Consider the following 26,254-nt stretch of genomic DNA (forward strand, 5'->3'; position numbering starts at 1 on the left):
ACCAGCCGTTCCACCATCGACACAGGAGCAGGCTACCGAGAACCCAAATGAGATGAGCTCTAAACCACATCGACTCCAGCACATCCGACGTTGGTGGAGCGATGAACGGTCCCACGCACAGTGTGCCCCAGTCGGCTGAGCCTCCAGGTAACGATCGGCGTGGAGGAGCAGCGATGCATGAAGCCGACATCCCGCGACCGAGGCGCGGACAGCAGCACGAGGACCGGCGGGTGGCGGGCGGGTTGCCGGTGCGCGTGCGGGGTCGGCGGCTGGGGGAGTCCACCGCCTACTTCGACGGGACGCCCGACCAGGTCGGCCGTATCCGCGACTGGAGCCAGAACGCCACCGGGCTCGATCCGGTCGAGGCCGCGCCGGTGGGACTGGTCGTCAGCGAGTTCGTGACCAACGCCGTCCGCCACACCGCTTCCGGCGGCCGGTGCGGCCGAGTGAGGGTCTGCGTCGAGGTCCTCCCCGGAACCGTCGTGCTCGTCTCCGTGACCGACGACGGCCCCCGCCCCGGCCGGCGGATCACCCTTCCCCGTGTTCCCGAACGGACGAAGGACCCGTACCCGGGCGGGCGCGGACTCCTCCTCGTGGCCGCCGTCGCCGAGAAGTGGTGGTGGACCGGCCGCTACGGCGGCCCCCTCACCCTCTGGGCACTGATCGACCCCCACCGCGACCTGGTCCGATGACCGGCCGGGAGCCAGCCGCGCACAAGAAGATGCCCCGGCCGGTGCTCCACCACCGGTCCGGGGCGCGATCAACCACCTGAGCAAGCAGGAGAATGACCATGCACCACCCTAACGGGCGGCACCGCAGGCCCGCCGCGTCCCTCGCCGCGCGGCTGTGGCAGCTCGCCGCCGCCGCGCTCGCGACGGCCCTGGCCTACGTGTGCACCCCCGAAACTCCCGGTCCTGGAACCCGAGCGATCACCCCGGCCCCCGAGCGCCCCTCGCTGGCCCCGACACCCCTGGCAGAACCCGACGCCCAGGAACCCGGACCCGACGAGATCGGCGGTGCCCTCGTCCGCCCCTACGTGCTCCCCCGCATCCCCCGGCCGCGGCTCCCCGAGGGTGACCTCCTGGCGGGACCGGCACCGGGTGAGTTCGACGGACTCGCCTCCCTCGTCCGCACCTACCTCCACCGGTCGGACTGACCGGACACGCCTGTGGCGGGGCGGCGGTACCGCCGCCCCGCCACGGCACCCCTCGGAGGGCGCGATGATCACGGGCGCCTGGTCAGCCGACGGAGCCCTCCGTGGTGCGGAACCACTCCTTGGCGCTCTGGCTCTCGATGAGGATCGCCACGGCCACCATGAGGACGAACCCCAGAACCGCGTTCTCCCCCATCAGGAGGTTCAGGACGGCGGACACGAAGGCGAGCACGACGACCGCGCGCAGGAGCGTCTGTGTCCTGGCACCTCCCCGACCCATGGTCACGAGCACGTAGCCCTCGAAGGCGACGATCACGACCCCGACGACCATGAGCAGTAGGGCGGTTTCGTAGGACATCCCGGTCTGGGCCTCCGTCTGGGCTCGGAGGGAGGGGTCTCCCGACGCCATGACGAACCCCAGTGTCGCGACACCGTAGATGATGACGGCCAGAACCAGTCTGATAGCGAGGACGACCCGGACCGCCTTGAGGTTGCCGGGCATGGGGAGCACAGGGGGGTTCATGGAACTCTCTCGTGTGGGGAACGATGCCACTGGCTTGGACACGATCCGTGTCGGCACGGTTCCATGAAGTTCGCGATTCATCGGAAACGCACCGAACCACCCCTCTCCGCAACCGACGAGGCGCCCCCGAACGGCGAACGCCTCCGCGCGCCACGCACGCGGAGGCGTTCGCCGTGTCCCGTGGGTCAGGAGCCGCCGCCTGATCGGCCGCCTGACTCGACGCCCGGTTCGATCTCCGACGCGCCGACCGATCCGGCCGCCTCCAGCCCGCCGTCCGCTCCGCCGTCGTCCGGCTTCCCGGACCGCTCACGGATGGCGTTGACGATCGCGGAGAAGTCCCGCTCGGTCTCCAGCCCCTCGGCGAAGGCCGCGTAGATCCGGGCCGCGTGCAGCCCGATCTCGGCCTCCACCCCGGTGTCGCGCAGCGCGTTGGCCGCCAGCCCCAGGTCCTTGGCCATCAGCGAGGCGGCGAACCCGGGCTGGTAATCCCGGTTGGCCGGGCTGGTCGGGACCGGCCCCGGCACCGGGCAGTTCGTGGTCAGCGACCAGCACTGGCCGGACGCGGTCGAGACCACGTCGAACAGCGCCTGGTGGGTCAGCCCCAGCCGCTCGCCGAGCACGAACGCCTCGCTGACCGCGATCATCGACGCGCCCAGCACCATGTTGTTGCAGATCTTCGCGGCCTGCCCGCCGCCGGGCCCGCCGCAGTGCACCACCTTGCGGCCCATCGCCGACAGCAGCGGTTCCACGTCGGCGAAGTCGGCGCCCTCGGCCCCCACCATGAAGGTGAGCGTCGCGGCGGTCGCGCCCACGACACCGCCCGAGACCGGGGCGTCCACCGCCCGGTGGCCCGCGGCGACGGCCGCCGCGTTGGCGGCGCGGGCGTCGGCCACGTCCACGGTCGAGCAGTCGACGAAGAGCGTCCCGGGGCGGGCGGCGGCCAGCAGCCCCGTCTCCCCGTCGGCGCCCCGGTAGGCGGAGAGCAGGTGCCGTCCGCTCGGCAGCATCGTGACGACCACCTCGGCACCGGCGACCGCGTCGGCCGGGCTGTCCGCAGCGCGCACACCCGTCTCGGCGGCCTTGGCCAGGGCCTCGGGCACCAGGTCGAACCCGGTGACCGTGTGCCCGGCGGTCACGAGGTTGGCGGCCATCGGCCCACCCATGTTGCCCAGTCCGACGAACGCGACGGCGGTCATGCACGGCTCCCCTCGTCGATGAGTCCCAGCGGCCCGTCCGGCGCGGCGGCGAAGAACCGCGCCACGTGGCTGTCGGACACCTCCGCCAGCCGGTCCGGCGCCCACCTCGGGTTCCGGTCCTTGTCGATCACCTGCGCCCGCACGCCCTCGACCAGGTCGGGGGAGGACAGGGTGGCGCACGAGACCCGGTACTCCTGCTCCAGGACCGCCTCCAGCGTGGGCAGCTCCCGGGCCCGGCACAGCGCCGCCAGGGCGACCTTCACCGAGGTGGGCGACTTGCTCTCGATGACGTCGGCGGCGCGCGCGGCGTCCTTGTCTCCGTGGGAGCGCAACCGGTCGACGATCTCCTCGGCGGTGTCGGCGGAGTAGCAGGCGTCGATCCAGTGCCGGGAACCGGCCAGGTCACCGGCCGGGACGGTCTCGGCGAACCGGCCGACGGCGTCGGCGACGTGCTCGGCGGAGGCGGCCTTGGTGAGCGCGTCGGCCAGGTCGGCCAGCCGCTCGGACGGGACGAAGTGGTCGGCGAGGCCGGTGTACACGGCGTCGCCGGGGCCGACCGAACCGGCGGTCAGGGCCATGTGCGTGCCGGTCTCCCCGGGCGCCCGGGACAGCAGGAAGGTGCCGCCGACGTCGGGCACGAACCCGATCGTGGCCTCGGGCATGCCGACGGTGGAGCGTTCGGTGACGACACGGACGCTCCCGTGCGCGGACACGCCCACCCCGCCGCCCATGACGACGCCGTCCATGAAGGCGACGTACGGCTTGGTGAATCGGGCGATGTGCGCGTTGAGCAGGTACTCGTCGCGCCAGAAGGCGGCCGCCTCGCGGCCGTCCCCCCTGGCGCTGGCCTGGATGGAGCGGATGTCGCCGCCCGCGCACAGGCCGCGCTCCCCGGCCCCGTCGATGAGCACGGCGGCCACCGTGTCGTCGCCCTCCCACGCGGTGAGGACGGCCTCGATGTCCCGCACCATGGCGTGGTTGAGGGCGTTGATCGCGCGGGGCCGGTTCAGGGTGATCCGGCCGAGCGCGCCCTCGACGCGCGACACGACCTCGGCGTCGGAGGGGGTGGGCGGGGCGGTTCCGGTGGACGCGGGGGCGGCTCCGGGTGTCTCGGACATCAGGCGGCCCCGGTGAGTCCGCGAGCGATGATCAGGCTCATGATCTCGTTGGTTCCTTCCAGGATTCGGTGCACCCGCAGGTCGCGGACGATCTTCTCAATCCCGTACTCGGTGAGGTATCCGTACCCCCCGTGCAGTTGGAGGGCCTCGTCGGCGACGGTGTACCCGGCTTCGGTGGCGAACCGCTTGGCCATCGCGCACAGCTGCTGCGCCTCGGGTTCGCCCGCGTCCAGGGCGGCGGCGGCCCGCCACAGCAGGGACCGGGCGGCCTCCAGCTCCGTGGCCATCTCGGCGAGCCGGAACCGCAGCGCCTGGGCGTTGATCAGCGGCGCCCCGAACGCCTCGCGGTCGGCCAGGTAGGCGGTGCTGGCCTCCAGTGCGGCGCGGCCCCCGCCGAGCGAGCAGGCGGCGATCCCGAGTCGGCCGCCGTTGAGGCCGTGCATCGCGATCCGGAAGCCGTCGCCCTCCTCCCCCAGACGGCGGTCGGCGGGGACGCGGACGCCGTCCAGGATCACCTGGCGGGTGGGCTGGGCGTTCCAGCCCATCTTGGCCTCGTTGGCGCCGAAGGACAGCCCCGGGTCGTCGCGGTGGACGACGAAGGCGGACACCCCGGAGGCCCCGGCGTCCCCGGTCCGGGCCATGACCAGGTACACCTCCGAGGCGCCCGCGCCGGAGATGAACTGCTTGGTGCCGGTGATGACGTAGTGGTCGCCGTCGCGTTCGGCGCGCGTGCCGAGCGCGGCGGCGTCGGAGCCCGCGCCGGGTTCGGTGAGGCAGTAGCTGCCCAGGGTGTCGGCGGCGCAGAGGCCGGGCAGCCAGCGGGCGCGCTGTTCGGCGGAGCCGTAGCGGTCGACCATCCAGGCGACCATGTTGTGGATGGACAGGTATCCGGCGATGGACGGGCAGCCGGTGGCCAGGGCCTCGAAGACGATGGCCCCGTCGAGGCGGCTGAGTCCGGAGCCCCCGGACTCCTCGCCGACGTACACGCCGCCCAGGCCGAGGTCGGCGGCCTTGCGGAGCACGTCCACGGGGAAGTGCTTGGCCTGGTCCCACTCGACGGCGTGCGGCGCGAGGTGCTCGCGGGCGAAGTCGCGGGCGGTCTCGGCCAGGATGATCTGGTCCTCGGTGAGTGTGTTCACTGCGGCCGCCTAGCGCATGACCGGGATCGTGAAGCTGGCGCCCTCCTTGGCCCCGGACGGCCAGCGGGAGGTGACGGTCTTGGTGCGCGTGTGGAACCGGATCGAGTCGGGGCCGTGCTGGTTGAGGTCGCCGAACCCGGACCGCTTCCAGCCGCCGAAGGTGTGGTAGGCGACGGGGACCGGGATCGGCACGTTGACGCCGACCATGCCGGTGTTGACGCGCTGGGAGAAGTCGCGGGCGGTGTCGCCGTCGCGGGTGAAGATCGCGACGCCGTTGCCGTACTCGTGCTCGCTGGGCAGGCGGAGGGCCTCCTCGTAGGTGTCCGCGCGCACGACGCAGAGCACGGGGCCGAAGATCTCCTCGCGGTAGATCCGCATGTCGGGGGTGACCCGGTCGAAGAGGCTGGGGCCGGTGAAGAACCCGTCCTCGTGGCCGGGGACGGTGTGCCCGCGCCCGTCGACGACCAGCTCCGCGCCCTCCTCGACGCCGAGGGCCACGTAGCGCTCGACCCGTTCCAGGGCCTCGCGGGTGACGAGCGGGCCGAAGTCGGCGTCGGGGTCGTGGGAGGGGCCGACCCGCAGGGCGCCGATGCGCTCGGTGAGACGGGCGACCAGCGCGTCGGCGGTCTCCCGACCGACCGGGACGGCCACGGACACGGCCATGCAGCGCTCGCCCGCGGAGCCGTAACCGGCGCCGAGCAGCGCGTCCACGGCCTGGTCGAGGTCGGCGTCGGGCATGACGATCATGTGGTTCTTGGCCCCGCCGAAGCACTGGGCCCGCTTACCGTGCGCGGTCGCGGTCGTGTAGACGTACTCGGCGATGGGGGTGGAGCCGACGAACCCGACGGCGGCCACGCGGGGGTCGGTGAGCAGGGTGTCGACGCTCTCCTTGCCGCCGTTGACGACGTTGAGCACGCCCGGGGGCAGTCCCGCCTCCAGGAAGAGTTCGGCGATGCGGAGCGGGACGGAGGGGTCGCGCTCGGACGGTTTGAGGACGAACGCGTTGCCGCAGGCGAGGGAGGGCGCTGCCTTCCAGAGCGGGATCATCGCCGGGAAGTTGAACGGGGTGATGCCCGCGACGACGCCCAGCGGCTGGCGGAGGGAGTGGACGTCGATCCCGGTCCCGGCGTTGTCGGTGAACTCGCCCTTGAGCAGGTGCGGGATCCCGGCGGCGAACTCGACCACCTCCAGGCCGCGCTGGATGTCGCCGTGGGCGTCGGCGACGGTCTTGCCGTGTTCGGCGGACAGCAGGCGGGCGAGGGTCTCGCGTTCGTCGTCGACGAGCTGGAGGAAGCGGAGGAGGACGCGGGCCCGGCGCTGGGGGTTCCAGGCGGCCCACTCGGGCTGGGCGCGTTCGGCGTCGGCGATGGCGGCCTCGGTCTCGGCCCGGTCGGCGAGGGGGACGCGGGCCTGGACGGTGCCGTTGTTGGGGTCGAAGACGTCGCCGAAGGAGCCGGACCGCCCGGGGACGTGCTTTCCATGTACGAAGTGCGTGAGTTCGCGGGGCTCGTCGGGTTCGTGGTTCTCACTGACCATTGGCGCACCAGCTCTCGTCTGGAGGGGGAGGGGCACGGGGGCATGGGGAACGGGGCCGCGATGGTGCGCGGCCGTCCGGGTGGCCCGTGGTGTCGGGTCGCCGGGTTCAGCGGTCGTGCCCGATCGCGTGGCCGGGCGGTGTCGCGTGCCCGGACCGGGTCGCGTGGGCGCGTACCGGTGCCATGCGTGCTCGCTCCGTCCTCGTGGATCACACGGTTGTGGACAGCCGCGGCCGGTCTCCTGACTCCCGGATCGGCGCGCTCTCCCCGCCTTCCCGGCTGACGCCGGTGGCATCGCCTGGAAGAGCACTCCCCGGACACAGTGGCGGGACCGTGCCGGATTCGCACCGGCTTCCCTGCACCGCGGCTCTGTGACGCCCACCATATAGTTGGACGTCCAAGTAAATCCAGAGCCTCCGGACTGTGACCCGGACCACACGGACTGAGAGGTGGTCCGGGACACCGGACGCCGGCGGTCCGGGACGGGGAGACGGGCGGACACGCGCCCGTGCGCCCCGCGGCCGGGGACCGGAGGTCGGGTGCTACCGCTCCAGGGCGGCGAGGAGCCCGTGGGCCTCGTCCAGGCGGACGGGAACGGCCTCCGGACCCTCCGACAGGCGCATCGCGGTCAGCTCGCAGGCCATCGCGACGTGGGCGGCCAGGACGGCCACGGCCTCCGCCGCGCCGACCTCCATGAGCGCGTTCGCCAGCTTGTCGGCCCGGCACTGCCGCATCAGGAGATAGCGGGACCTGAGGTCGTCGCTCTCCCTCAGCAGTCGCATCAGCACCGCCGCGTGGTCGGGCGACAGGGCGACGTGCGCCTGGGCGCCCGCCTCGCGCAGGAGCGCGACCGCGGCACCGAGATCGTCCGCCACGGGAGCGGACGCCTTCTCGCGCACGTGGGCGCAGACGCGGTCGGCCTCATCCGCGTCGTCCGCGAACAGCACCTGTTGTTTGTCCCCGAAGTACCGAAAGAAGGTGGTACGCCCCACCTCGGCACGTTCGGCGATCTCCGCGACGGTGACGTTGTCGAATCCGTGCTCGGCGAAGAGCTGGAAGGCGGCCGACACGATCAGCGCGCGGGCCTTGCGCCGTTTACGGGCGTGGAGCGTGTCCGGGGGGTGGTGCATGAGGCGACCCTATCGAGTGGGAACCCGGTTCTCCCTGAGACTTGGAACCATAAGGACTCTGGTCCCAAAACGCTCCGTGAGACCGGGGTAGCGGGAATCGTACGGCCGATCTGGTTGCGGACACGGGCGTCGGGCTCGACCAGGGACCCCACGCGCATGTTCCGGTTGGGCCGGAATTTTATTGCAGAACCGACACCGGATGACAACCGCATCAGGGATCGACCGGCACCGAGATGGAATGTGGTTCCTCACCCAGAGGGTTATGCCTACGGCGCGGGCCTCCATTTCGCCGGGTGACCGAAATTCCACATCCGGCGAAACAGTCAAGTTTCCTAACCATAGGTGGCGCCACCGTTCGCGCGACCTCCCCCAGAATGACGTCCCCCTGTGCCACAGTGGGAGACCCGCATCACATCCTGGGAGTTGGTTATGACGTATCTCCTGGTCATAGGCACGCGCAAGGGACTCTTCACCGCCAGCAGCGAGGACCGGCGCGCGTGGGAGGTGACCGGACCCCACCGGCTCGACACGGCCGACTACGCGAGTATGAGCTCGGTGTACGCCGTCGGGGTCGACCCGCGCTCCGGCCGCATCCTCGCCGGAGCCGAGAGCTCGCACTTCGGCCCGAGCGTCTGGTACAGCGACGACAACGGCGCTTCGTGGCACGAACCGGACACCGCCCCCATCGCCTTCCCCGAGGACACCAACGCCTCGTTCACCCGCGTCTGGCAGTTCGCCTTCGGGCCTGAACCCGACACGGTGTACGCGGGTGTGGAACCGCACGCCCTCTTCCGGTCGACGGACGGGGGGCTGAGCTTCCGGCTGGTGCGCCCCCTCTGGGACCATCCCCACCGGGCGGACTGGTTCCCCGGCGCGGGCGGCGGCGCGATCCACACCATCCTGCCGGGGCTGCTGGGGTCGAACGGGCGCTCGCCGGAGGCCATGACCGTCGCCATGTCCACCGGCGGCGTCTACCAGACCCGCGACGCCGGGGCGACCTGGACGCCCGCCAACAAGGGCGTCTCGGCCGTGTTCCTCCCGGACGAGGAGCCCGAGTACGGCCAGTGCGTCCACAAGGTCGCGGCGGCGCCGAACGGGGTCCTCTACCTCCAGAACCACCACGGGGTCTACCGCAGCGCCGACCCCGCCGGGGAGGGGTGGACGTCCATCGAGAAGGGACTGCCCTCCAACTTCGGGTTCGCCGTGGTCGCGCACCCGGGACGCCCGGAGACCGCGTTCACCTTCCCCGTGCTCAGCCAGGAGGTGCACCTGCCGCCCGACAACCGCCTGGGCGTGTACCGCACGGACGACGGCGGCGACAGCTGGCGCCCGGTCACCGAGGGCCTGCCGCAGGGCCCCTACTTCGGGATCGTCCTGCGCGACGCGGCCTGCACCGACGGGGCGGACGTGCCGGGGTTCTACTTCGGGACCCGGACCGGTGACGTCTACGCCGCCACGGACGACGGGAAGCGCTGGCACCAGGTGGCCGCCCACCTGCCCGACGTCCTGTGCGTGCGCGCCGTGGAGGTGTGAGGTGCGCGTGACGGTCCACCTGCCGGGGCTGCTGCGGGCGGACGCCGGGGGCGCCGCCCACGTTCCGGTCGAGGTCGACGACGGCGCCGGGCTGCGGGGCGTGCTGGACGCGCTGACCGCCCGGCACCCGGGCCTGGACCGGCGGATCCGCGACGAGCGGGGCGCGCTCCGCCGGTACGTGAACGTGTTCGTCGACGGAGACGAGTGCCGGGGCATCGGCGGACTGGACGCTCCGGTCCCCGACGGGGCCGAGGTCCGGCTGCTGCCCTCGGTGGCCGGCGGTTAGGGCCGTGCGTGTCGCGGGTTCCCGGCGCGCCTCCCCCGCCCGTCGCCCGCCACCGCCCGCAGAGGCGCTTCGCGCACCGGGTGGGCCACCGCCCTCCGACCCCTGTCGGCGTCCGAACGCACCCCCGGGGCGACCGCTCCGGGGCGGCCTCCGGTCAGGCGTCCGCGGGCACCCGGCGCATCGGCATCGGGCGGAGGTGGGTGAGGGAGCGCCACACCCACTCCAGGGGTCCCAGCCGGAACCGGCGCATCCACCACCGGGCGCCCAGCGCCGTCACCGCGAAGTAGGCGGCGGCGACACCGTACTGACCCAGCAACGGGATCTCGCCCTCGAAGGGGGACATGGTCAGGAGGAACACGGCCGTGCTGCCCAGGTACACGGTCAGCGTCATCCGGCCGAGCGGGGCGAAGGCGCCCAGCACCCGCGAGGCGCCGCGCCCCCGGCCGACCAGCCACCAGACCAGACCCAGGTAGAACAGGGCGCCGCCGATCCCCGAGAGGGAGCCGCCCAGGGAGACGAGCGCGTCCGACACCGGGTGCGTGACCGGCACGCCGTCGGCCCCGAGGTGGACGGGGACGCCGTCGGCGTCCACCCGCACCGGGAACAGCAGGTCGGCGGAGAACATGGCGACCAGGCCGACCGCCTGGCCCGCGAGCCCCGACCAGATCATCCGGACCGGCAGGCGGGAGGGCTCGCCCCGGCGCTCCGGGTCGAGTTCGGGGCGGCGGGCCAGCCACACGCCGACACAGAAGAACGCCAGGGTCTGCGGGACGAGGGAGACCAGGATCCACACGCCACCCGTCGGCATCAGGAGCTCGAAACCCGGCGCGAGCGCGAAGAGCAGGACGGCCGCGACCAGCGGACGGCGCCGCGCCCCGGCCAGCAGCACCGGCATCAGCGGAGCCAGGACGATCGCGGTGATCGCGTAGTGGGTGAGGATGTCGCCGTCGAACACGAGCAGGTGCGGCACCCCGAAGAGCAGCCCGAGCACGGCGTAGCGGCGGGCCATCACCGTCATGGGGCGCTGACCGCGCCGGACCGCGCCCCGCCACGCGAGCACGGCGCCCACGCCGAGCAGGACCATGAGCATGGCCCGGGCCTTGCCGGACATCAGCAGCGAGGCGGTGCCGTCGACGACGCTCGTCAGCGTGGACACGGGCACGGCGCCGACGCGCTCGGCGGCGAACACGACGACGGTCACGTTCATCATGACCACACCGATCATCGCGAGCGCCCGCGCGACGTCGAGGAAGGCCACCCGGGGAGCGGGCGGCGCCTGGGGTTCGGGGCGGGTATGGATGTCGGTCACGGGTTCCCCTCCTTGGTAGGCACCCGTCAACCCTCGCCCGCGGACCCCCCGTCGCACATCGACCGATCCGCCGACCCCCGGGACGCGCCGTCTCGTCCTTTCGGTCGAGGCCGCGCACCGGGTTCCTGCCTAACCTGATCATCATGGCGCTGAACAGGGCGTTCGCCCGCATCACCGGACACCTCTCGCACACCGACGGCGGACTGCCCCGACTCGTCGCGTGGGGAGCGGCCGCCCTGCTGCTCCTCGCCTGGTCCCTCGACCTCGCCGACACCGCGCGGTCCCTCCACGCGCCCCAGGACTGGCTCGGCCCGCCGGTCACGTCGCTCTACGCCCTGGCCCTGGGGTCCGGCTCCCTGCTCGTCCTCCTCTGCCTGGTCGCGCTCCGGCCGCGCACCCGGGCGACCGCGACCGCGCTCCTCGGGCTCGGCGGCGCCCTCACCGTCACGGCGGTCTCCGCGGCCCTGTGGTTCCCGCCCAAGGGCGAGTTCGGGTACGCCTTCGCCCTGTCCGAGGTCCTCGCTCTGTTGTTCCTGCTGTCGCTCACGGCCCTGCGCTGCCGAGCCTGGCAGATCGGCGCCGTCTCCGCGGCCGCGTACGCGGCCTTCCTCTCCGAGTACCTGCGGGAGCCGCACTGGACGGGCCAGCTCTCCCTCTCCCTGGTGCTCCTCGGACTGGGCCTGGCCCCGGGGCTGTACCTGCGGTGGCGGGCGGCCCGGCACGCCGCCCAGGTGGCGGCGGTTCGGGCGCACGAACGGCTGGCCCTCGCCCGCGACCTGCACGACGTGGTCGCGCACGAGGTCACCGGGATCGTGGTCCAGGTGCAGGCGCTGCGGCACGTCGCCGAACGCGACCCGGAGACGGTGCGGACGGCGCTGCCGGAGATCGAGGCCGCGGGCGCACGCGCTCTGGAGTCCATGCGCGGTATGGTCTCCCGGCTGCGGGAACACGAGGACGCCCCCCTGAACCCGAACCCCGCCGAGGGGCTCAGCCGGTTGGCCGCGCCCGCCCGCCCCGGCCGTCCCGAGGTGTGCGTGCACACCAGCGGCGGGGTGGCGGACCTGCCGCCCTCCGTCGGCACGGCGGTCCTGCGGATCGTCCAGGAGTCGGTGACCAACGCGCTGCGGTACGCGCGCGGCGCCGAGCGGGTGAGCGTGGCCGTGGAGGTCCTCGACGACGGTGTGCGGCTGCGCGTGTACGACGACGGACGCGGCGCCGGGGTCCAGACGGGCGGCGGTTACGGCCTGGTCGGCATGGCCGAGCGGGCCAGGCTGCTCGGCGGGGAGCTGACCGCCGGACCGCTGGGCCGGAGCCGGGGGTGGGTGGTACGGGCGTGGCTGCCGCTGCCCGACGGGGCGCCGAACGGCCGGAACGGAGACGACGCGTGACGATTCGGGTACTGATCGCCGACGACCAGCGGATGGTGCGGACCGGCTTCCGCTACATGCTGGACGCCGAGGACGACATCGAGGTCGTCGGCGAGGCGGATGACGGGGTGGAGGCGGTGCGGCTGGCGCGGGAACTGCGCCCGGACGTGACGCTCATGGACATCCGCATGCCGGGAGTGGACGGCCTGGAGGCCACCCGGCGGCTGGCCGGACCGGGGGTGGCCGACCCGCTGCGCGTGGTCGTGGTGACCACGTTCGACCTGGACGAGTACGTCCACGCCGCGCTGACCGGCGGGGCCGTGGGGTTCCTGCTCAAGGACGCGGGCCCGGCGCTGCTGATCGAGGCGGTGCGCGCGGCGGCCCGGGGCGACGCCCTGGTCTCCCCGAGGATCACCGTCCGGTTGCTGCGGCACTTCGCCGAGACGGGGCCGCGTCCGAGGGGGGACAGGGCCGGGCTCACCGACCGGGAACTGGACATCGTGCGCGCGGTGGCGCGCGGGCTGACCAACACCGAGGTGGCCGCGGAGCTGTACGTCACGGTGAGCACGGTCAAGACCCACCTGGCGAGCATCCAGAACAAGCTGGGGGCACGCAACCGGGTCGAGATCGCCGCCTGGGCCTATCGGGGCGGCCACGTGGACTAGAGCGTGTCCCGCGGGCACACACCCTGCGGCGCGGCGGGCAGCACCCACGGAACACGCCCTGGTGCGGGCTTCTCGGAGCATTCGCCCGGACACGGGCCGAAGCGAAGCGGAGTCCCGCGGCGGACACCTCTACCAGGCGGCGGGAGCGTAGTCCTTCAGAAAGCAGCCGTACAGGTCCTCGCCGAGCTCGCCGCGGACGATGGGGTCGTACACCCGCGCCGCCCCGTCCTCCAGATCCAGGGGGGCGTGGAACCCGGCCTCGGCGATCCGCTCCTTGTCCGGGTGCGGCCGTTCGTCGGTGATCCAGCCCGTGTCGACGCTGGTCATGAGGATGCCGTCGGTCTCCAGCAGCTCCTGGGCGCTGGTCCGCGTGAGCATGTTGAGCGCGGCCTTGGCGACTTGAGGGGTTTGTGAGACCGCAGCCCCCTCGCACACCCCCACACGCCCCCAAGCCAAGGGCACCATGTGCGGACCACCCCCACGGACGACCGGCAAGCGCGTTTTCGCCCCAGCCGACAGCCGCCTCACCGGTACGCCCTGCGTCCCGTGGCCATGAAGGGGGCATCGCTGTTCGCCGAAGACACACTCCTGCGTGTGCACATTGTGCGTACAATCTGGGGTATGACTACCCCCATGAAGTCAGAAAGAATCCATCTGAGAGTCGACGACCGGCAGAAGGCCCTGCTTGAGGCCGCAAGCACCGTCTCGGGGGACACGATCTCAGCCTTCGTCCTCGGCGCGGCCACCGAAGCGGCGGCGAACATACTGGCAGACCGGCGGGTCTTCACGTTGGACGAACAGGAGTGGGCCGCCTTCGACTCGGCCCTGGAGCGTCCCGCACGCGACATCCCCGGGTTGCGAGAGCTACTGGCCGGACCCACTGTGCTCGACGAGAACAACTCGCAGCGCCATGAGGACGACACGTGAAGCCAAGGTTCGGATCGGTCGAGCCGCTCACCGCACATCACAGGACAACCGACTTCGACTGCGGATCACACGCCCAATCCGACTGGTTGACCGACCATGCGCTCCAAGCACACCGCTCAGGTGGATCACGCGTCTACGTCGTGTGTGACGAAGACCCGAACATGGATCGTCCAGTAGTCGGCTACTACGCTCTGGCCGCTGGAAGCATCGCTCCCTCCTCGGCTCCCAGCCGACTCCTGCGCGGCGCTGGCAAGTACCATCAGCCCGTTGTCATCCTGACCCGGCTGGGAGTCGACATCCGTGTCCAGGGGACGGGGCTCGGCAAAGCCCTCGTAGTCGATGCGCTGCGCCGGGTCGCAGTAGCTTCCGAAACGATCGGTGTCCGTGCTCTCCTCATCCACTGCGAGAGCGAATCAGCACGACAGTTCTACCTCAGCCTCGCTCAGTTCGAGCGGAGCCCAAGCGATCCGATGCACCTCGTACTGCTGATGAAGGATCTCCGCCGCGCACTCGCTTGATCCGTAGACCCGCCCCGAACTCGGACACTCCTACCAGGCGGCGGGAGCGTAGTCCTTCAGAAAGCAGCCGTACAGGTCCTCCCCGAGCTCGCCGCGGACGATGGGGTCGTACACCCGCGCCGCCCCGTCCTCCAGGTCCAGGGGGGCGTGGAACCCGGCCTCGGCGATCCGCTCCTTGTCCGGGTGCGGCCGTTCGTCGGTGATCCAGCCCGTGTCGACGCTGGTCATGAGGATGCCGTCGGTCTCCAGCAGCTCCTGGGCGCTGGTCCGCGTGAGCATGTTGAGCGCGGCCTTGGCCATGTTGGTGTGCGGGTGGCCCGCGCCCTTGTAACCGCGCCCGAAGACGCCCTCCATGGCGGACACGTTGACGATGTAGGCGCGCCGGGCGGAGGAGGCCGCCAGGGCGGGGCGCAGGCGGTCGACGAGCAGGAACGGGGCGCTCACGTTGCACAGCTGCACTTCGAGCATCTCGACGGGGTCGACCTCGCCGACCTTCCGCGTCCAGCTGTTGACCGGGGCCAGGTCCGGCACCAGGCCCCCGGCGTCGATGGCGTCGCCCGCGCGCACCCGCTCCATCGAGGCCGACCCGGTGGTCAGGGCCAGCGAGGTGAGCATCTGCGGGGTGAGCGCGTGCGGGGCGACCCGGAACTCCTCCGCCCCCCGTTCCTCCGCCCCCTCCAGGGCGCGGGGCCGCACTTCCCCGAGGACCAGCGGCTCGGGCAGTCCCTCCCCGGTGAGCGGTTCGGCCTCGGCGGCGATGAGCGGACCGTAGGACCCGGGTGAGCGCCGCACCGTCTGCGCCGCGTTGTTGATGAGGATGTCCAGCGGCCCCTGTCCGGCCACGGTGTCGGCCAGCCGCAGGACCTGGGCGGGGTCGCGCAGGTCGACGCCGACCACGCGGAGCCGGTGCAGCCATCGGTCGCTGTCCGGCATGGCGGCGAAGCGGCGGACCGCGTCCTTGGGGAACCGCGTGGTGATGGTGGTGTGCGCGCCGTCGCGCAGCAGCCGCAGCGCGATGTACATGCCGATCTTGGCCCGGCCGCCGGTGAGCAGGGCGCGCCGACCGGTCAGATCGGTGCGCGCGTTGCGGCGCTCCCGGTTCAGGGCCGCGCACGCGGGGCACAGCTGGTGGTAGAAGGCGTCGACCTCCGTGTACTTCTCCTTGCACACGTAGCAGGGCCGGGCCCTCCTGAGCACCCCGGCCAGGGCCCCGGTGACTCCGCTGGTCAGCGCGCGGCCGTTGGTCTCGTCGTCGATCCGGTCCGGAGCGGCGGTGGCGGTGGCGGAGAGCACGGCGTCGTCGTGCGCCTTCGCGGCGGCCCTGCGGGCGCGCCGCCGCTTCTCCTTCACGATCTTGAAGAGCTTGGCGGAGGCCCGTTGCAGGGCGAGCGAGTCCGGGTGGTCGGTGGGAAGCTCCTCCACCCGTGCGATCACGTCCAGGCACACACGCAGGTGCTCCGGGTCGACTCCGATCTCCGTCGTCTCCGTCACGTCTTCCGTCACCGCTGACTCCACCACTGTCCTCCACGGCCCCCGGGGCGGGGCCAAAAGGAACCATATGCGCATCCGGGGACCGGACCGGGAACGATCCGGTGCGGGGCGGGACCGGTTCCGGACGCGTGGGGGCGGCGGCGACCGGTCTGGGTAGGACGCTGTCAGCGACCCCTCCCCCCGGTAGGAGCAGAGCAGATGCCACCTCGCCCCGTCGCCCTCGCCTTCGACGTCCTCGACACCCTGTTCCCGCTGGGACCGCTGGAGTGGCGGTTCCGCGAGGCGGGGATCCCCCGCGTCCTCATGACCCGCTGGATCGACCACGTGCTCCGCGACACCTTCGCGCTGGCCCTGCTGGGCGGCGACCGCTCGTTCGAGGACGTGGCCCGGGGGTCGCTCAGGGACATCACGGGACACCAGATCGCCCCGGCGGCGGAGGACTCCATCATCGAGGGGATGTCGCGGCTCGAACCCCGGCGCGAGGCCGCCGCGGCCGTGACCGCCGCGCGCGAGGCGGGCCTGCGGGTGGTGACCCTCGCCAACGGCGACGAGCTCCCGACCCGGGAGCTGCTGGAGCGGGCGGGCCTGCTCGACCTGGTCGAGGGGGTGTTCGGCGGCGCGTCGGCGGGGGCCTGGAAACCGGCCGCGGCGCCCTACCTCGCGGCGGCGCGGGTGCTGGGGGTCGAGCCGCGCGAACTCGGCCTGGTCACCGCGCACGGGTGGGACGTGGGCGGCGCGAGGCGGGCCGGGCTGGTGACCGGGTGGTCAGCCCACCTGGAGGGCCGCTTCCCGGCGGTGTTCCCGGAGCCGGACGTGTCCGGCAGGGACCTCGACCAGGTGGTGAAGGCCCTGCTGGCGCTGTGAGCCGCGGCCCGGCCCCGGGAGGTCGACGTTCCAGCGTCCGACCAGGGCGGGTACCGCGCCGAAGGCGTCCGGTGGGGGCGCCCGCCCCGCCGCGAAGCGCAGGAGCGCGGCAGGGACGGCTCACTCCTCCCAGGACCGGTCGTACTGGGGATGGTTCCGGTACACCGTGGCCAGGTACTTCACCGCCCGCCGCCAGGCGAGGAGTTCCGACCACGGGTCGCCGCCGCCCTCGGCGGGCGGGGAGGGCGTGGGTTCGAGGGTGCGCATGCTCGCGGAGTGGGCCTCGGCGTAGCCCGCCACGATCATGCGCTTGGCCGCCACCTCGGCCAGCGCCCGGTCCCGGCCGCGAGTTCCCGCGGGGACGGCCCTCGACGCGCGCTCGTCCTCGTCCAGCCGCGCGTTCAGGAACTCGACGATGGTCACGGAACGACCCTCCTCCGGTCACCGCACAGCCCTACACCCCGCTCAGTATCCGTGATCCGCCGACGGCGATCCACCCACCGTCAGGGGCAGCCCTCGAACTGCGGAACGCTCGTGACCAGGTCCAGGCCGGTGTCCCCGAACCACCTCTCCAACAGTCGCCCGGCGGTCCCGTCCTGGTACATCTCGGTGATCGCCTTGTTGACCGTCTCGCACGCGCGCACGTCGCCGTGCGGCAGTCCCACCCCGTACTTCTCCTCGGTGAACGGGTTGTTGACCAGCCGGAAGGAGTCCGGTTCCCGGGCCAGGAAGCCCGCCAGGATCAGGTTGTCCGTGGACATCGCGTCCACCTCGCCCTCGCGCAGGGCGTCGACGCACGCGCCGTAGCTGGGGGCGTCCGTCTGCTCGACCCGGATACCGAGGCCCTCGGTGATCCGACGCGCCGAGTTCGACCCCCTGCCCTGGCACAGGCGGAGCCCCTCCAGGTCGCGCACGTCGTCGATGTCGGTGTCCTCCGCCCGGACGAGCAGGTCCTGCTGGGCCACGTAGTACGGCCCGCCGAAGGTCACCTCGGTCTTGCGGGCCTGGGTGATGGAGTAGGTCGCCACGACCATGTCCACCTCGCCGCTGACGAGCAGGTCCTCGCGTTCGGCGGAGGTGACCCCCACCAGCTCCACGCGGTCGGCGGAGAAACCCATCCGCTCGGTGAGGTAGTGGGCGACGTCCACGTCGAAGCCGGTCAACTCGCCGTCGGGGCCCAGCAGACCGGTGCCGGGCTGGTCGTACTTGACGCCCACGGTGATCGACTCCGCGTCGAGCACCGAGGTCTCCTCCCCGAGCGCCTCGGAGCACCCGGACAGGCCCAGCGCCAAGGCGGTCGCCACGGCGGCGGAGCGGTGTCGCAACCTCATCGTCCCGTTCCTCTCTCGGGTGTCAGCGGTACTCGGCCAGCCGGGGGCGGACCCCGAGCGCGACCAGGGCGAGCACGGTCAGGGTGAGCACGGGCAGCCCCAGCCGCCAGGGGGTCAGCGCCGCGTCCCCCCGCGCGATGCCGTCGACGAAGGCCCTGCGGTGCAGGTCGGTCAGTTCGTCCAGCGCCGTGACGTAGGCGGGGAAGGCGCCGTCGCGCGAGTCGGCGACGGACATGCGGGTCTCGACCGCGGCGGCCAGATCGCCGTCCCGGGCGGCGGCGCGCAGGTCGCGGTCGGCCGCGTGCAGTCGCTCGTAGGTCTCCAGCACCTCGGCGAGCGCGTCCTCCTGACCGGGCAGCAGCGATCCCTGCGCCCGCTCGCCGAGGTACCCCAGGGTGCCCGGGTCATCGTCGTCGGGGCCGTCCGCCCCCGGCAGGTCGGGGTAGGCGTCGGCGACCTCGTCGACCGCCGCGTAGTACTGTTCCAGGTTCTCGGCCGGACGGAACAGCACCTGCTGGGCGCGTTCCAGGTAGACCTGCTGGTAGTTGTCGGCCAGTTCGGGGTCGCCGAGGTAGCGGCTCTGGTCGGCCTGCATGTCGGTGGCGATCGCCCCCGCCCGCGCGAGCGCCATCGCCGCGTCCAGCCCCTCCTCCTTGGCGGCGCGCTGGTGGTCGTTGCTGAGTTCGAGCGTGACCACGACGCCGACGGTCAGGGCGAGGACCCCGGCGGTCGCGCCCAGGAGGGGGACGTTGAAGCGGCGGCGGAAGCGCAGGCGCAGGTAGAGCTGGAGCGCGACCAGTGCCGCGAGCGCGGCCGCGCCGACCCCGCCGACCGTCAGCATCCCCCACGCGACCGAGCGCTGCCCCTCCTCGTGGTTCTGCCGCACGATCGCGGAGGAGTCCAGCCCCAGGTTGAACGCCTTGGGCAGCAGCTCCGTGTGCATCAGCTGGGTGGCCTTCCGGTACTCCTCCAGCGCCTCCTCGTCCACCCTTCCCGGCGGGGCCTCGGCCTCGTCGTTGAGCAGGAGTGCGCGGGAGGCGTGCCGCTCGTAGGCGCCCATCCCGTCCAGGACCGCCTGGACGGTGCGCTCCTCCACGCTGTCGCCCTCGGTGAGCGAGGCGGCGTGGAGCAGCGCCTCGTCGGCCTGGCGGCGGCTGGCCTCGAAGCGGTCCAGCGCGTCGGCGCGCCCGGACCCCAGGTCGTGGTCGGTCCCCATGAGCAGGACGTCGGCCATGCGCGCGTCCATGTCGGCCAGGGCCAGGTACAGGTCGGTGGTGGCCATGGCGCGCGGACCGGCGTCGCGACCGAGCACGTCGAGGCCGGACCGGGCCTGGCCGAGGGCGGTGTTCGCGGACGCGAACAGCCCCGTGACGGCGACGACGCACACCACCGTCAGCGCCCACACGCGGGCGGGGGTGGAGTTCAGCCGGAACCGGCGGCGCCCGGTCCGGGGCGGCGACCCCGCGGCGTCGCCGGTCACCGGGCCTCACCCCTTGCGCAGGGTGATGGCCGTCCACGCGCCGACGTAGATCCGATCGCTGTCATTCAGGGGAACCTCCACGTTGCGGGGGATGGGGTCGGCGGCCCCGTTGATCGTCGTCCCGTTGACCGACCCCGGATCGAGGACCGCCCAGGTCCCACCGGACGCGGGAAGCAGGATCGCGTGGACGCGGGAGACGGCGGGGTCCCCGTCGGGGCCGCCGAGGTCGATCTCGGGGGTGAACCCCCGTCTGGCGCTGTGCCGGCCGATGTGCACGCGTGACCCCCGGAGCCTGACGCGACGCTGCCGGTGGTGTGCGGGGAAGGGGATCTGGGAGGTGTCGAGCCTGCCCTGGTCGGCCATGTACTGGTAGTAGGCGGGGTCGGCGGTCACGATCGCGAGCCAGGAGACTCCGTGTCCGGGGTCCGCGGAGGGGCTCCGGCGACCGCCGGAGCGCGAGACGAAGTCGAAACCGCACTCCTCGCAGAAGCGGCCGGTGCGGGGCGTGGCGCAGACGGGGCACGGGCCGCCGCGGGGTTCGACCGCGGCCCGGGGGGACGGCGGTTCCGCCGGGCCGTGGGGGATCGCCGGTGGCGACTGGCCGGGCGGGGTCGGGCGCAGCCGCAGACCACACACGTCGCAGACGTCGGCCGTGGTGGACCTGTGACCGGAGGGGCAGCTCGACATGGGTCCCTCCTACCCGGGTCCTGGGGCGTCACGGGGCGGGGTCCGGGGGTGGCGGGAGGGTCTGGCGGGGTGGTCAGACCTGTCCGGCACGGGGTCCCCCTCCTCGGCCGGGCACCGGTATGACCACCACGGTGACGTTGTCCTTGCCGCCGGCCTCAAGGGCGAGTTCGACGTACCGGCGGGCGGCCTCCCGGGGCGCGGTTCCGGCACCGGGGACGGCCGCGGTGAGGTCGGCGGCCTCGGGGTAGTAGTTCCACAGACCGTCGGTGCACAGCACGACGGCCCCGGGGCCGGTGGGGGTGACGGTGGAGACGTGCGCGTCGACCTCCCCGGAGTCGGCGCCCATCCACGCGACCAGGGCGTGCGCGTTCGCCGAGCGCATCGCCTCCTCGCGGGACAGCATGCCCATCTGCACCATTGCCTCGCTCCAGGAGTCGTCCCTGGTGAGAAGGGCGGACGCACTGGCGGCGGGGCCGCCGGAGAGCCAGTAGGCGCGGCTGTCGCCGACCCACCCGACTGTGACGGTGCCGGTGTCGGGGCGCACGACGGCGGAGACGAACGTGCAGGCGGGCGCGGATCGGGGGGAGTCGGCGATCGCGGCCACGGCACGGGCGGCGTGGGTCATCGCCGCGCCGGTGGCCGCCCGGGGGTCGACTCCCTGGCGCAGGTGCTCGGCCAGGACGGCGACACCGGCCTCGGCGGTCACCCGGGACGCCTCGTCGGGGCGGGGCGAGGTGGACACCCCGTCACAGACCACGGCGACGACGGCGCCGGGCGCGTGGGGGTCGTCGGCGGGCAGGGCGCGGACCGTCATGGCGTCCTCGTTGCGCTTGTGTCGGTGCCCGCGGTCGCTGACGCCCGCGGCGTCGCCGGTGGACACCTCGACGTGGTCGCGTCCGGTGGGTTGGAGCAGGCCGCAGGTCGTGCAGTACCCGTCCCGCACCCGTCCCGGACACCAGGTGCACAGGGCGGGGTTGGTGGGGGTGATCGGAACGCTGCCGCTGGCTGGCGGCGGCCACTCCGGCACGGAAGGCTCGGACGGCATGGACGGTTCGCCGGCTCTGTCCGGTCTGGGTGCTTCGCCGAGTCTGGAGGTCTCGGCGGGGCCGCGGCGCCCACCGTCCGGGGTGGAGAGGACGTCGTCGCGCCGCAGGGGTTGGGTGGCCAGGGAGTCGGCGCCGTCGTCGGGCGCCGGGCGCGTGGCGCCGGACAGGCTCACCTGGGGGGCGGTGGGAGCGCCGTCCTCGGGGACGAGCCCGGGGCGTCCCCCGTCCTCGGGCCCGGGGGTCGCCCCCGACATGCTCACCTGGGGCGCGGTGGGCACCCTGTCGGGGTTCTCGGCGGGAGCGTCCCTGATGTCGTTCGGAAGGGTGCGGCCGCACCCCTCGCAGAAGCTGTCACCAGCGGTCACTCTGTCGGCGCAGGCAGGACAGGTCCGCACCTTGGACATCGACGTACCTTCGATTCTCACAGCAGCGTCACGGGGCGTAGGGAGTTGGCCTTGTCCACGAGTTCGTGGCGTTCACGCACCGAGCCGGCGCGATGAGCCAGGGTACGGTAGCGCCGTTCCAGATTGGCACGCACACCGTTCTCCGAGAACGGAGCCCCCAGGAGCACGCGGTCCGTCGGCGCGTGACCGCCCTCGTCGAGCCAGGTCAGGACGTTTTCCAGGACCCGGACGGCGAGCCGGTCGGTGGCGGCGCCCAGGCCGAGGCGTTCCAGGCGCTGGCCCGCCTCCAGGAACTCCGCCGCGCCGGTGGAGCGGTGCCGGTCGGACAGGACGGACACGAGCGCGGTCTGGGCGTGCACGTAGCGGCTGGACAGTTGGGGGACGGTGTCCAGGACCGAGATCGCCGCCGCCCGGTCGTCCTGGGCGAGGCGGATCCGCGCCAGACCGAAGGCGGCGCTGACGAAGGAGTGGTCGGTGTTCCACACCGTCTGGTACTGGCGGGCGGCGGTCACGTGGTCGCCGACCCGTTCGCTGGCGATGGCCAGGCCGAGTTTGGGGGCGCTCTCCCCCGGCAGGAGGGCGTAGATGCGGTCGAAGTGGACGACGGCCTCCTCGAATCGGCCGTCGCCCAACGCGGCGACGGCGAGGTACCACCCGGTGCGCCAGTCGCCCGGGACCGCCTCGCTGAACCGGTGCAGGGCGTCCACGGCCTCATCGCGGCGGCCCGTCGTGATCAGGGCGCGGCACAGCATGAGCAGGGTCTCGGGCGAGGGCGCGGTCATGCCCCGCAGGATGGGGATCAGTTCCTCGTCGGCCAGGGCGGAGAAGCCCCGGAGGCGTTGGGCGTCCAGATCGTCGTCGCCGATGTGGGGCGTGGGCAGGAGCGCCGCCGCCTCGGTGGGCGGGGGCGGGGCGAGCAGGCGGTCGGCGTCGAGCGCTCCGAGCCCGGTGCCGCCGACCGGGTTCTCCTCACCGAACAGGGTGGAGGGCGCCGGGTGCGGCGAACCCTTGATGTCGGACAGCACCTCGCGCAGGACGCCGATGAGCTGGTCGGCCATCTCGTCGGCGCTCTGGAAGCGCATCCGCGGTTCGGCGTGGGTACTGCGGCGCAGGAGGCGGTCGAAGGACTCGTGGTGCCTGAGCAGCGGCACCGTGTCGGCGGGCGGGAGCGTGTGCGCGTACTCTCCCCTGGCGTCGAACCGGAAGCTGAGGACGGCCAGGGTCCGCCCCACGGAGTAGAGGTCGGAGCTGATCGAGGGGCCGGGGAAGCGCAGCTCCTCCTCCGGTACCCGGTAGCCGGGCGTGGTGTAGACGGAGCTGGAGCCGTCGTCCATGCGCCGGACGCCGCCCAGGTCGATGAGCTTGATCTGCTCCTCGCTCTGCATGACGTTGTCCGGTTTGAAGTCGCAGTAGAGCAGGCCCTTGCTGTGCAGGTAACCCACGGCCCGCAGGCTCTCCAGAGCGTAGGCGAGGGCCTGGTCGACCGGCAGGACCTCGTGTCCGGCGCCCTGTCCGCCGTGTTCGGTCAGCAGCTCCCGCAGCGACCTGCCGCCGACGTACTCCATGACGATGTGGCCGGAGGGGATGCCGGTGTCGGGGTCGGGGTGCTGCGAGAAGTTGATGATCTTGACGATGTTGGGGTGCTCGACCTCCGACAGGAACGAGCGCTCGGCGGCGGCCGCCTTGTGCGCCTCCGCGTCTCCGGCGTTGAGCAGGCCCTTGAGCACGACCCAGCGGTCGTTGACGTTGCGGTCCTTGGCCAGGTAGATCCAGCCCAGTCCGCCGTGGGCGATGCAGCCGAGCACCTCGTACTGCCCGCCGACCAGGTCGCCGGGGGCGAGCTTGGGTGTGAAGGAGAAGGGGGTGCCGCACCTGGGGCAGTACCCCTCGGTCCGGCCGGGGCGACCGTCGCGGGAGCGGCCGACGCGTTCGTTGCAGGCGCCGCAGAACCGGTTCTTCTCCGCGACGACGGGCTCGCTCATGACCGCCTCGGCGGGGTCCCGGTAGGGGACCGGGGGCACCTGGACCATGCCCAGTCCGAGCGTGCCACGCGCGTAGCGGCGGCTGGTCCGGCCCGATCCCGTGCCCGGGCCGCTCACGCTTCCCGCCCTCGGGGCGGGGGCGGAGGGGTGCCCGTCGCCCGGGGCCGGGTGGGGATGCGCGGGACCGTCGCCGGAGGGGGCCGCGGAGCCGGAACCCGGCGCCGGGGGCGGCACCGGAGGGGCCAGGGGGACCCGCTCGGTCCTGGCGTGGAGGGCGTCGGCCGGCGCCCGACCGCAGGAGGGGCAGGAACCGTCCTCGATCCGGCCGTCGCAGCCGGGTCCCGTGCACGTGGTCGTCATGTGTTCACACCTCCTCGTGCCCGCCGTCCGGAAGGCCGTCGCCGGAGGGGGTTCCGTCCTCGGGGAAGTCGTCGCCGGAGACCTCCTTGAGCGCGCCGAGGTAGGCGGCCAGCGCGACGGTGGCGGCGCGCAGGTCGCAGGGGACCGACCACAGTTCCCAGTGCGCCGCGCCGTGCAGCGCGGCGAGCCGCGCGTCACCGGCCAGGCCGAGCCGGACGGAGAGCGCGCGGAAGGCGTCCAGTCGGCCGCGCAGCTCGGCCCGGCGTTCCAGCAGGCGGGTGAGTCCGTTCTCGCGCTCGCGGGCGTCGTCGGCGGCGAGGTGGATGGCGCGTTGGAGCTCGCCCAGGCGGGTGCCGAGTTCGCGCCAGCGCCCTTCGTCACGGAGGACGTCCAGTGCGGCGATGGCCGAGCGCAGGCCGGGGACCGGGTCCGGGACCTCGGGCGCCTCGGGTGCCAGGACCTTGGCGACGACCTGGGCGCGCAGGCGGTGGGCCCGCCGGACGACCATCTCGACGTCGTCGACGGCGAAGCGGAGGCGGTCGACGGTCTCGTGGTAGGAGTCGCGCATGCGCAGGGCGTCGCGGAGTTCGCCGCGGGTGCGGTCCAGCAGTTCCCGCAGGCGCTCGATCTCGGTGGTGACCACGCGCCCGTCGACGACGAGTGACAGCGGGTCGCGGCGGATCACCTCACCGATCCGGAAGAGGGCGGCGCGCAGGTCCTCGTACTCGTCCTCGTCGAGGCCGACCATGTCGGCGTACGTGCCGATCTCGTGCCACATGGACTCGAGTTCGCCGAGCCGGGGATGGAGGGCGTCCCAGGCGGTCTCGACCGCGGAGATGGCCTCGGTGACCTCCTCGTAGTCGGCCGTCACCCGGGCGACGGCCTCGGCGAGGGTGATCCGTTCGTCGGAACCGCCTGGAGAGGCGTCGGTGCGCGGAAGCACCACCGAGGGGCCGTCGAGGAGGCGGGTGAGTTCGCTCTGGGCGTCGGGGTCTCCCGAGACGCGCAGCTTGGTGGCGCGCTCGACCACGTCCCGCACGGCGGGGTGCACCGCCCGCAGGCTGTGCACACGCGCGTCCGCCCGCTCCCAGCGCTGCCTGGTGCGCCCGACCAGGTCCGTCTCCCTGAGCAGGCGGTGGCAGACGTGGCCGTCCAGATCGGTGCGGTAGAGGGTGATCCGGTCGGCCTCACCGCGCACACGGTTGAGCGCGTGGTCGATGCCCTCCCAGCTCATCGGAGGCATCCGTGCCCCTGGCGCGCTCCCCACCTTGCCGTACCACTCCCGTCTCACCCGCCCACGCCCGATCCGCGTGAACGGCCCAGTGCTCCCGGTTTCCAGATACGAGTCTGGCCGCCGCCCTCCCGAACCACAAGGGCGCCCCGGCGTTCGGCCGTGACCGGCCACGGCGGGGGCCGCCCCCGGAGCACCGCGCCGGAGCGGAGGAGCACGAGGGCGCCGCCTAGGTGGCGACGGGGCCCGGCGGCTCGTCTCCCTCGTCCGGACCGGTGTCCTCCGGCTCCTCACGCACGCGGTTCCCGGGCAGGGCGTAGGTCTCGGCGACGCCGCGCAGCCGGAACCCGGCCACCGCGAGCACGATGCCGAAGATGATCGCGTAGACGCCGACGACGAGCACGATGGCCTGCGCGCCCTCCAGGGGCCAGAACCACAGCAGCAGACCGAACACGATCGACAGGGCGCCGACGAAGATGAGCAGCCACTCGGAGCTGATGCGTGCTCGCAGGCGGATGGCGGTGACGATCTCGGCCACACCCGTCACGATCGCCCAGGCACCGATCACGAACACCAGCGCCATGACCGCCACGAGGGGCCAGATCAGCGCGATGAGACCCATGATGACGCTGAGCACCGCCTGCACGATCATCGACGCCCGGCTGCCCGGCGTCGCGCGGAAGGCCGCCGCCCCCAACGCGCATCCGTCGACGAGCGCGAACACACCGAAGACGACGGCCAGGCTGACCAGGGTGAGCCCGGGCCAGAACAGGGCGAGCAGACCGAAGAGCACGGCGGCGACGCCGCGCAGGACCACCACCCACCAGTTCCGGCTCATCTCCCCGAGCATGTCGCCGGCCAACGCGTACCGGACCATCCCAGCCTCCCGAGTCCCTCGCGGTCGCCCGTGGTCACGGGACCTTACGGGTGCAGCTTCCCCCGGGGGGCGCGCCCCGACGACAGTCGACGGGCAAAATGC

At 72.8% G+C, this 26,254-nt stretch carries 25 protein-coding genes, 1 pseudogene and 1 riboswitch; of the genes and pseudogenes, 9 read left to right on the forward strand and 17 right to left on the reverse strand.

Going from position 1 to position 26,254, the window contains the following annotated elements; translation table 11 throughout:
• Positions 1–173 precede the first annotated feature (173 nt).
• Both DVR05_RS08860 and DVR05_RS08865 read left to right on the forward strand, forming a co-directional pair.
• Complete coding sequence (locus DVR05_RS08860) at positions 174–692, forward strand: ATP-binding protein (RefSeq protein WP_232832045.1); 519 nt, start codon at positions 174–176, stop codon at positions 690–692.
• A gap of 98 nt (positions 693–790) precedes the next feature.
• On the forward strand, positions 791–1,156 hold the full coding sequence (locus tag DVR05_RS08865; RefSeq protein ID WP_157982411.1) for a hypothetical protein: 366 nt from the start codon (positions 791–793) through the stop codon (positions 1,154–1,156).
• Between the two features lie 82 nt (positions 1,157–1,238).
• On the opposite strand, the gene DVR05_RS08870 is transcribed toward DVR05_RS08865, so the two are convergent.
• The 6 genes from DVR05_RS08870 to DVR05_RS08895 form a co-directional block, all read right to left on the reverse strand.
• Complete coding sequence (locus DVR05_RS08870) at positions 1,239–1,676, reverse strand: hypothetical protein (RefSeq protein ID WP_157982412.1); 438 nt, start codon at positions 1,674–1,676, stop codon at positions 1,239–1,241.
• 185 nt (positions 1,677–1,861) lie between these two features.
• Positions 1,862–2,872 (reverse strand): 3-hydroxyisobutyrate dehydrogenase, encoded by a 1,011-nt coding sequence (gene mmsB, locus DVR05_RS08875; RefSeq protein ID WP_232832046.1) that lies wholly within the window; start codon positions 2,870–2,872, stop codon positions 1,862–1,864.
• Positions 2,869–3,990, reverse strand: coding sequence for an enoyl-CoA hydratase/isomerase family protein (locus tag DVR05_RS08880; RefSeq protein WP_116245366.1), 1,122 nt, complete (start codon positions 3,988–3,990; stop codon positions 2,869–2,871). The genes mmsB and DVR05_RS08880 overlap by 4 nt, the downstream gene beginning before the upstream one ends.
• The gene (locus tag DVR05_RS08885) at positions 3,990–5,129 is read right to left on the reverse strand and encodes an acyl-CoA dehydrogenase family protein (RefSeq protein WP_116245367.1); all 1,140 of its coding nucleotides are present in this window, start codon (positions 5,127–5,129) and stop codon (positions 3,990–3,992) included. The genes DVR05_RS08880 and DVR05_RS08885 overlap by 1 nt, the downstream gene beginning before the upstream one ends.
• 9 nt (positions 5,130–5,138) lie before the next feature.
• On the reverse strand, positions 5,139–6,665 hold the full coding sequence (locus DVR05_RS08890) for a CoA-acylating methylmalonate-semialdehyde dehydrogenase (protein ID WP_116245368.1): 1,527 nt from the start codon (positions 6,663–6,665) through the stop codon (positions 5,139–5,141).
• A 212-nt stretch (positions 6,666–6,877) separates the two neighbouring features.
• Positions 6,878–7,065, reverse strand: a riboswitch (cobalamin riboswitch).
• A gap of 141 nt (positions 7,066–7,206) precedes the next feature.
• Positions 7,207–7,794, reverse strand: a complete 588-nt coding sequence (locus DVR05_RS08895) for a TetR/AcrR family transcriptional regulator (RefSeq protein WP_116245369.1) — start codon at positions 7,792–7,794, stop codon at positions 7,207–7,209.
• A 429-nt stretch (positions 7,795–8,223) separates the two neighbouring features.
• Here DVR05_RS08895 and DVR05_RS08900 point away from each other — a divergent pair, with 429 nt between their 5' ends.
• Complete coding sequence (locus DVR05_RS08900) at positions 8,224–9,327, forward strand: sialidase family protein (RefSeq protein ID WP_116245370.1); 1,104 nt, start codon at positions 8,224–8,226, stop codon at positions 9,325–9,327.
• A 1-nt stretch (position 9,328) separates the two neighbouring features.
• A complete protein-coding gene (locus tag DVR05_RS08905) occupies positions 9,329–9,613 on the forward strand; it encodes a ubiquitin-like small modifier protein 1 (protein WP_116245371.1) in 285 nt (94 codons plus the stop codon).
• Between the two features lie 154 nt (positions 9,614–9,767).
• Here the strand turns inward: DVR05_RS08905 and DVR05_RS08910 are convergent, their stop codons facing one another.
• The gene (locus DVR05_RS08910; protein ID WP_232832047.1) at positions 9,768–10,922 is read right to left on the reverse strand and encodes a DUF418 domain-containing protein; all 1,155 of its coding nucleotides are present in this window, start codon (positions 10,920–10,922) and stop codon (positions 9,768–9,770) included.
• 143 nt (positions 10,923–11,065) lie between these two features.
• Between DVR05_RS08910 and DVR05_RS08915 the strand changes: the two genes are divergently transcribed.
• Complete coding sequence (locus DVR05_RS08915; protein WP_116245372.1) at positions 11,066–12,310, forward strand: sensor histidine kinase; 1,245 nt, start codon at positions 11,066–11,068, stop codon at positions 12,308–12,310.
• On the forward strand, positions 12,307–12,954 hold the full coding sequence (locus DVR05_RS08920) for a response regulator transcription factor (protein ID WP_116245373.1): 648 nt from the start codon (positions 12,307–12,309) through the stop codon (positions 12,952–12,954). Before DVR05_RS08915 ends, DVR05_RS08920 begins: the two co-directional genes overlap by 4 nt.
• Positions 12,955–13,083: 129 nt before the next feature.
• Here DVR05_RS08920 and DVR05_RS08925 read toward each other — a convergent pair.
• Positions 13,084–13,353: pseudogene (locus DVR05_RS08925) on the reverse strand (short-chain dehydrogenase); the annotation flags it as partial.
• Between the two features lie 234 nt (positions 13,354–13,587).
• On the opposite strand from DVR05_RS08925, the gene DVR05_RS08930 reads away from it, so the two are divergent.
• Positions 13,588–13,881, forward strand: coding sequence for a DUF1778 domain-containing protein (locus DVR05_RS08930; protein WP_232832048.1), 294 nt, complete (start codon positions 13,588–13,590; stop codon positions 13,879–13,881).
• On the forward strand, positions 13,878–14,399 hold the full coding sequence (locus DVR05_RS08935) for an N-acetyltransferase (protein ID WP_116245374.1): 522 nt from the start codon (positions 13,878–13,880) through the stop codon (positions 14,397–14,399). The genes DVR05_RS08930 and DVR05_RS08935 overlap by 4 nt, the downstream gene beginning before the upstream one ends.
• 30 nt (positions 14,400–14,429) lie before the next feature.
• Here DVR05_RS08935 and DVR05_RS08940 read toward each other — a convergent pair whose 3' ends face one another.
• On the reverse strand, positions 14,430–15,902 hold the full coding sequence (locus DVR05_RS08940; protein ID WP_232832049.1) for an SDR family NAD(P)-dependent oxidoreductase: 1,473 nt from the start codon (positions 15,900–15,902) through the stop codon (positions 14,430–14,432).
• A 186-nt stretch (positions 15,903–16,088) separates the two neighbouring features.
• Here DVR05_RS08940 and DVR05_RS08945 point away from each other — a divergent pair, with 186 nt between their 5' ends.
• Positions 16,089–16,754 (forward strand): HAD family hydrolase, encoded by a 666-nt coding sequence (locus DVR05_RS08945; protein WP_116245376.1) that lies wholly within the window; start codon positions 16,089–16,091, stop codon positions 16,752–16,754.
• A gap of 120 nt (positions 16,755–16,874) precedes the next feature.
• On the opposite strand, the gene DVR05_RS08950 is transcribed toward DVR05_RS08945, so the two are convergent.
• The 8 genes from DVR05_RS08950 to DVR05_RS08985 form a co-directional block, all read right to left on the reverse strand.
• Positions 16,875–17,177, reverse strand: a complete 303-nt coding sequence (locus tag DVR05_RS08950; RefSeq protein WP_116245377.1) for a DUF6221 family protein — start codon at positions 17,175–17,177, stop codon at positions 16,875–16,877.
• Between the two features lie 80 nt (positions 17,178–17,257).
• Complete coding sequence (locus tag DVR05_RS08955; RefSeq protein WP_116245378.1) at positions 17,258–18,085, reverse strand: glutamate ABC transporter substrate-binding protein; 828 nt, start codon at positions 18,083–18,085, stop codon at positions 17,258–17,260.
• Positions 18,086–18,107: 22 nt separating this feature from the next.
• The gene (locus DVR05_RS08960; protein WP_116245379.1) at positions 18,108–19,565 is read right to left on the reverse strand and encodes a hypothetical protein; all 1,458 of its coding nucleotides are present in this window, start codon (positions 19,563–19,565) and stop codon (positions 18,108–18,110) included.
• A gap of 6 nt (positions 19,566–19,571) precedes the next feature.
• Complete coding sequence (locus DVR05_RS08965) at positions 19,572–20,252, reverse strand: FHA domain-containing protein (protein ID WP_116245380.1); 681 nt, start codon at positions 20,250–20,252, stop codon at positions 19,572–19,574.
• Between the two features lie 73 nt (positions 20,253–20,325).
• Positions 20,326–21,702 (reverse strand): protein phosphatase 2C domain-containing protein, encoded by a 1,377-nt coding sequence (locus DVR05_RS08970; protein ID WP_116245381.1) that lies wholly within the window; start codon positions 21,700–21,702, stop codon positions 20,326–20,328.
• A gap of 17 nt (positions 21,703–21,719) precedes the next feature.
• Positions 21,720–24,044, reverse strand: a complete 2,325-nt coding sequence (locus DVR05_RS08975; RefSeq protein ID WP_116245382.1) for a serine/threonine-protein kinase — start codon at positions 24,042–24,044, stop codon at positions 21,720–21,722.
• A 4-nt stretch (positions 24,045–24,048) separates the two neighbouring features.
• Positions 24,049–25,278, reverse strand: a complete 1,230-nt coding sequence (locus DVR05_RS08980; protein ID WP_116245383.1) for a hypothetical protein — start codon at positions 25,276–25,278, stop codon at positions 24,049–24,051.
• Between the two features lie 226 nt (positions 25,279–25,504).
• On the reverse strand, positions 25,505–26,152 hold the full coding sequence (locus DVR05_RS08985) for an HdeD family acid-resistance protein (RefSeq protein WP_116245384.1): 648 nt from the start codon (positions 26,150–26,152) through the stop codon (positions 25,505–25,507).
• Positions 26,153–26,254: the final 102 nt, after the last annotated feature.

The sequence above is a fragment of the Nocardiopsis sp. FIRDI 009 genome (assembly GCF_003386285.1).
Lineage (GTDB): Bacteria > Actinomycetota > Actinomycetes > Streptosporangiales > Streptosporangiaceae > Nocardiopsis.

Coding starts and splice junctions, on each gene's coding strand:
- DVR05_RS08860 (WP_232832045.1), top strand. CDS start 174: ATGCATGAAGCCGACATCCCGCGACCGAGGCGCGGACAGCAGCACGAG.
- DVR05_RS08865 (WP_157982411.1), top strand. CDS start 791: ATGCACCACCCTAACGGGCGGCACCGCAGGCCCGCCGCGTCCCTCGCC.
- DVR05_RS08870 (WP_157982412.1), bottom strand. CDS start 1,676: ATGAACCCCCCTGTGCTCCCCATGCCCGGCAACCTCAAGGCGGTCCGG.
- mmsB (WP_232832046.1), bottom strand. CDS start 2,872: ATGACCGCCGTCGCGTTCGTCGGACTGGGCAACATGGGTGGGCCGATG.
- DVR05_RS08880 (WP_116245366.1), bottom strand. CDS start 3,990: ATGTCCGAGACACCCGGAGCCGCCCCCGCGTCCACCGGAACCGCCCCG.
- DVR05_RS08890 (WP_116245368.1), bottom strand. CDS start 6,665: ATGGTCAGTGAGAACCACGAACCCGACGAGCCCCGCGAACTCACGCAC.
- DVR05_RS08895 (WP_116245369.1), bottom strand. CDS start 7,794: ATGCACCACCCCCCGGACACGCTCCACGCCCGTAAACGGCGCAAGGCC.
- DVR05_RS08900 (WP_116245370.1), top strand. CDS start 8,224: ATGACGTATCTCCTGGTCATAGGCACGCGCAAGGGACTCTTCACCGCC.
- DVR05_RS08915 (WP_116245372.1), top strand. CDS start 11,066: ATGGCGCTGAACAGGGCGTTCGCCCGCATCACCGGACACCTCTCGCAC.
- DVR05_RS08930 (WP_232832048.1), top strand. CDS start 13,588: ATGAAGTCAGAAAGAATCCATCTGAGAGTCGACGACCGGCAGAAGGCC.
- DVR05_RS08945 (WP_116245376.1), top strand. CDS start 16,089: ATGCCACCTCGCCCCGTCGCCCTCGCCTTCGACGTCCTCGACACCCTG.
- DVR05_RS08955 (WP_116245378.1), bottom strand. CDS start 18,085: ATGAGGTTGCGACACCGCTCCGCCGCCGTGGCGACCGCCTTGGCGCTG.
- DVR05_RS08965 (WP_116245380.1), bottom strand. CDS start 20,252: ATGTCGAGCTGCCCCTCCGGTCACAGGTCCACCACGGCCGACGTCTGC.
- DVR05_RS08970 (WP_116245381.1), bottom strand. CDS start 21,702: ATGTCCAAGGTGCGGACCTGTCCTGCCTGCGCCGACAGAGTGACCGCT.
- DVR05_RS08975 (WP_116245382.1), bottom strand. CDS start 24,044: ATGACGACCACGTGCACGGGACCCGGCTGCGACGGCCGGATCGAGGAC.
- DVR05_RS08980 (WP_116245383.1), bottom strand. CDS start 25,278: ATGAGCTGGGAGGGCATCGACCACGCGCTCAACCGTGTGCGCGGTGAG.
- DVR05_RS08985 (WP_116245384.1), bottom strand. CDS start 26,152: ATGGTCCGGTACGCGTTGGCCGGCGACATGCTCGGGGAGATGAGCCGG.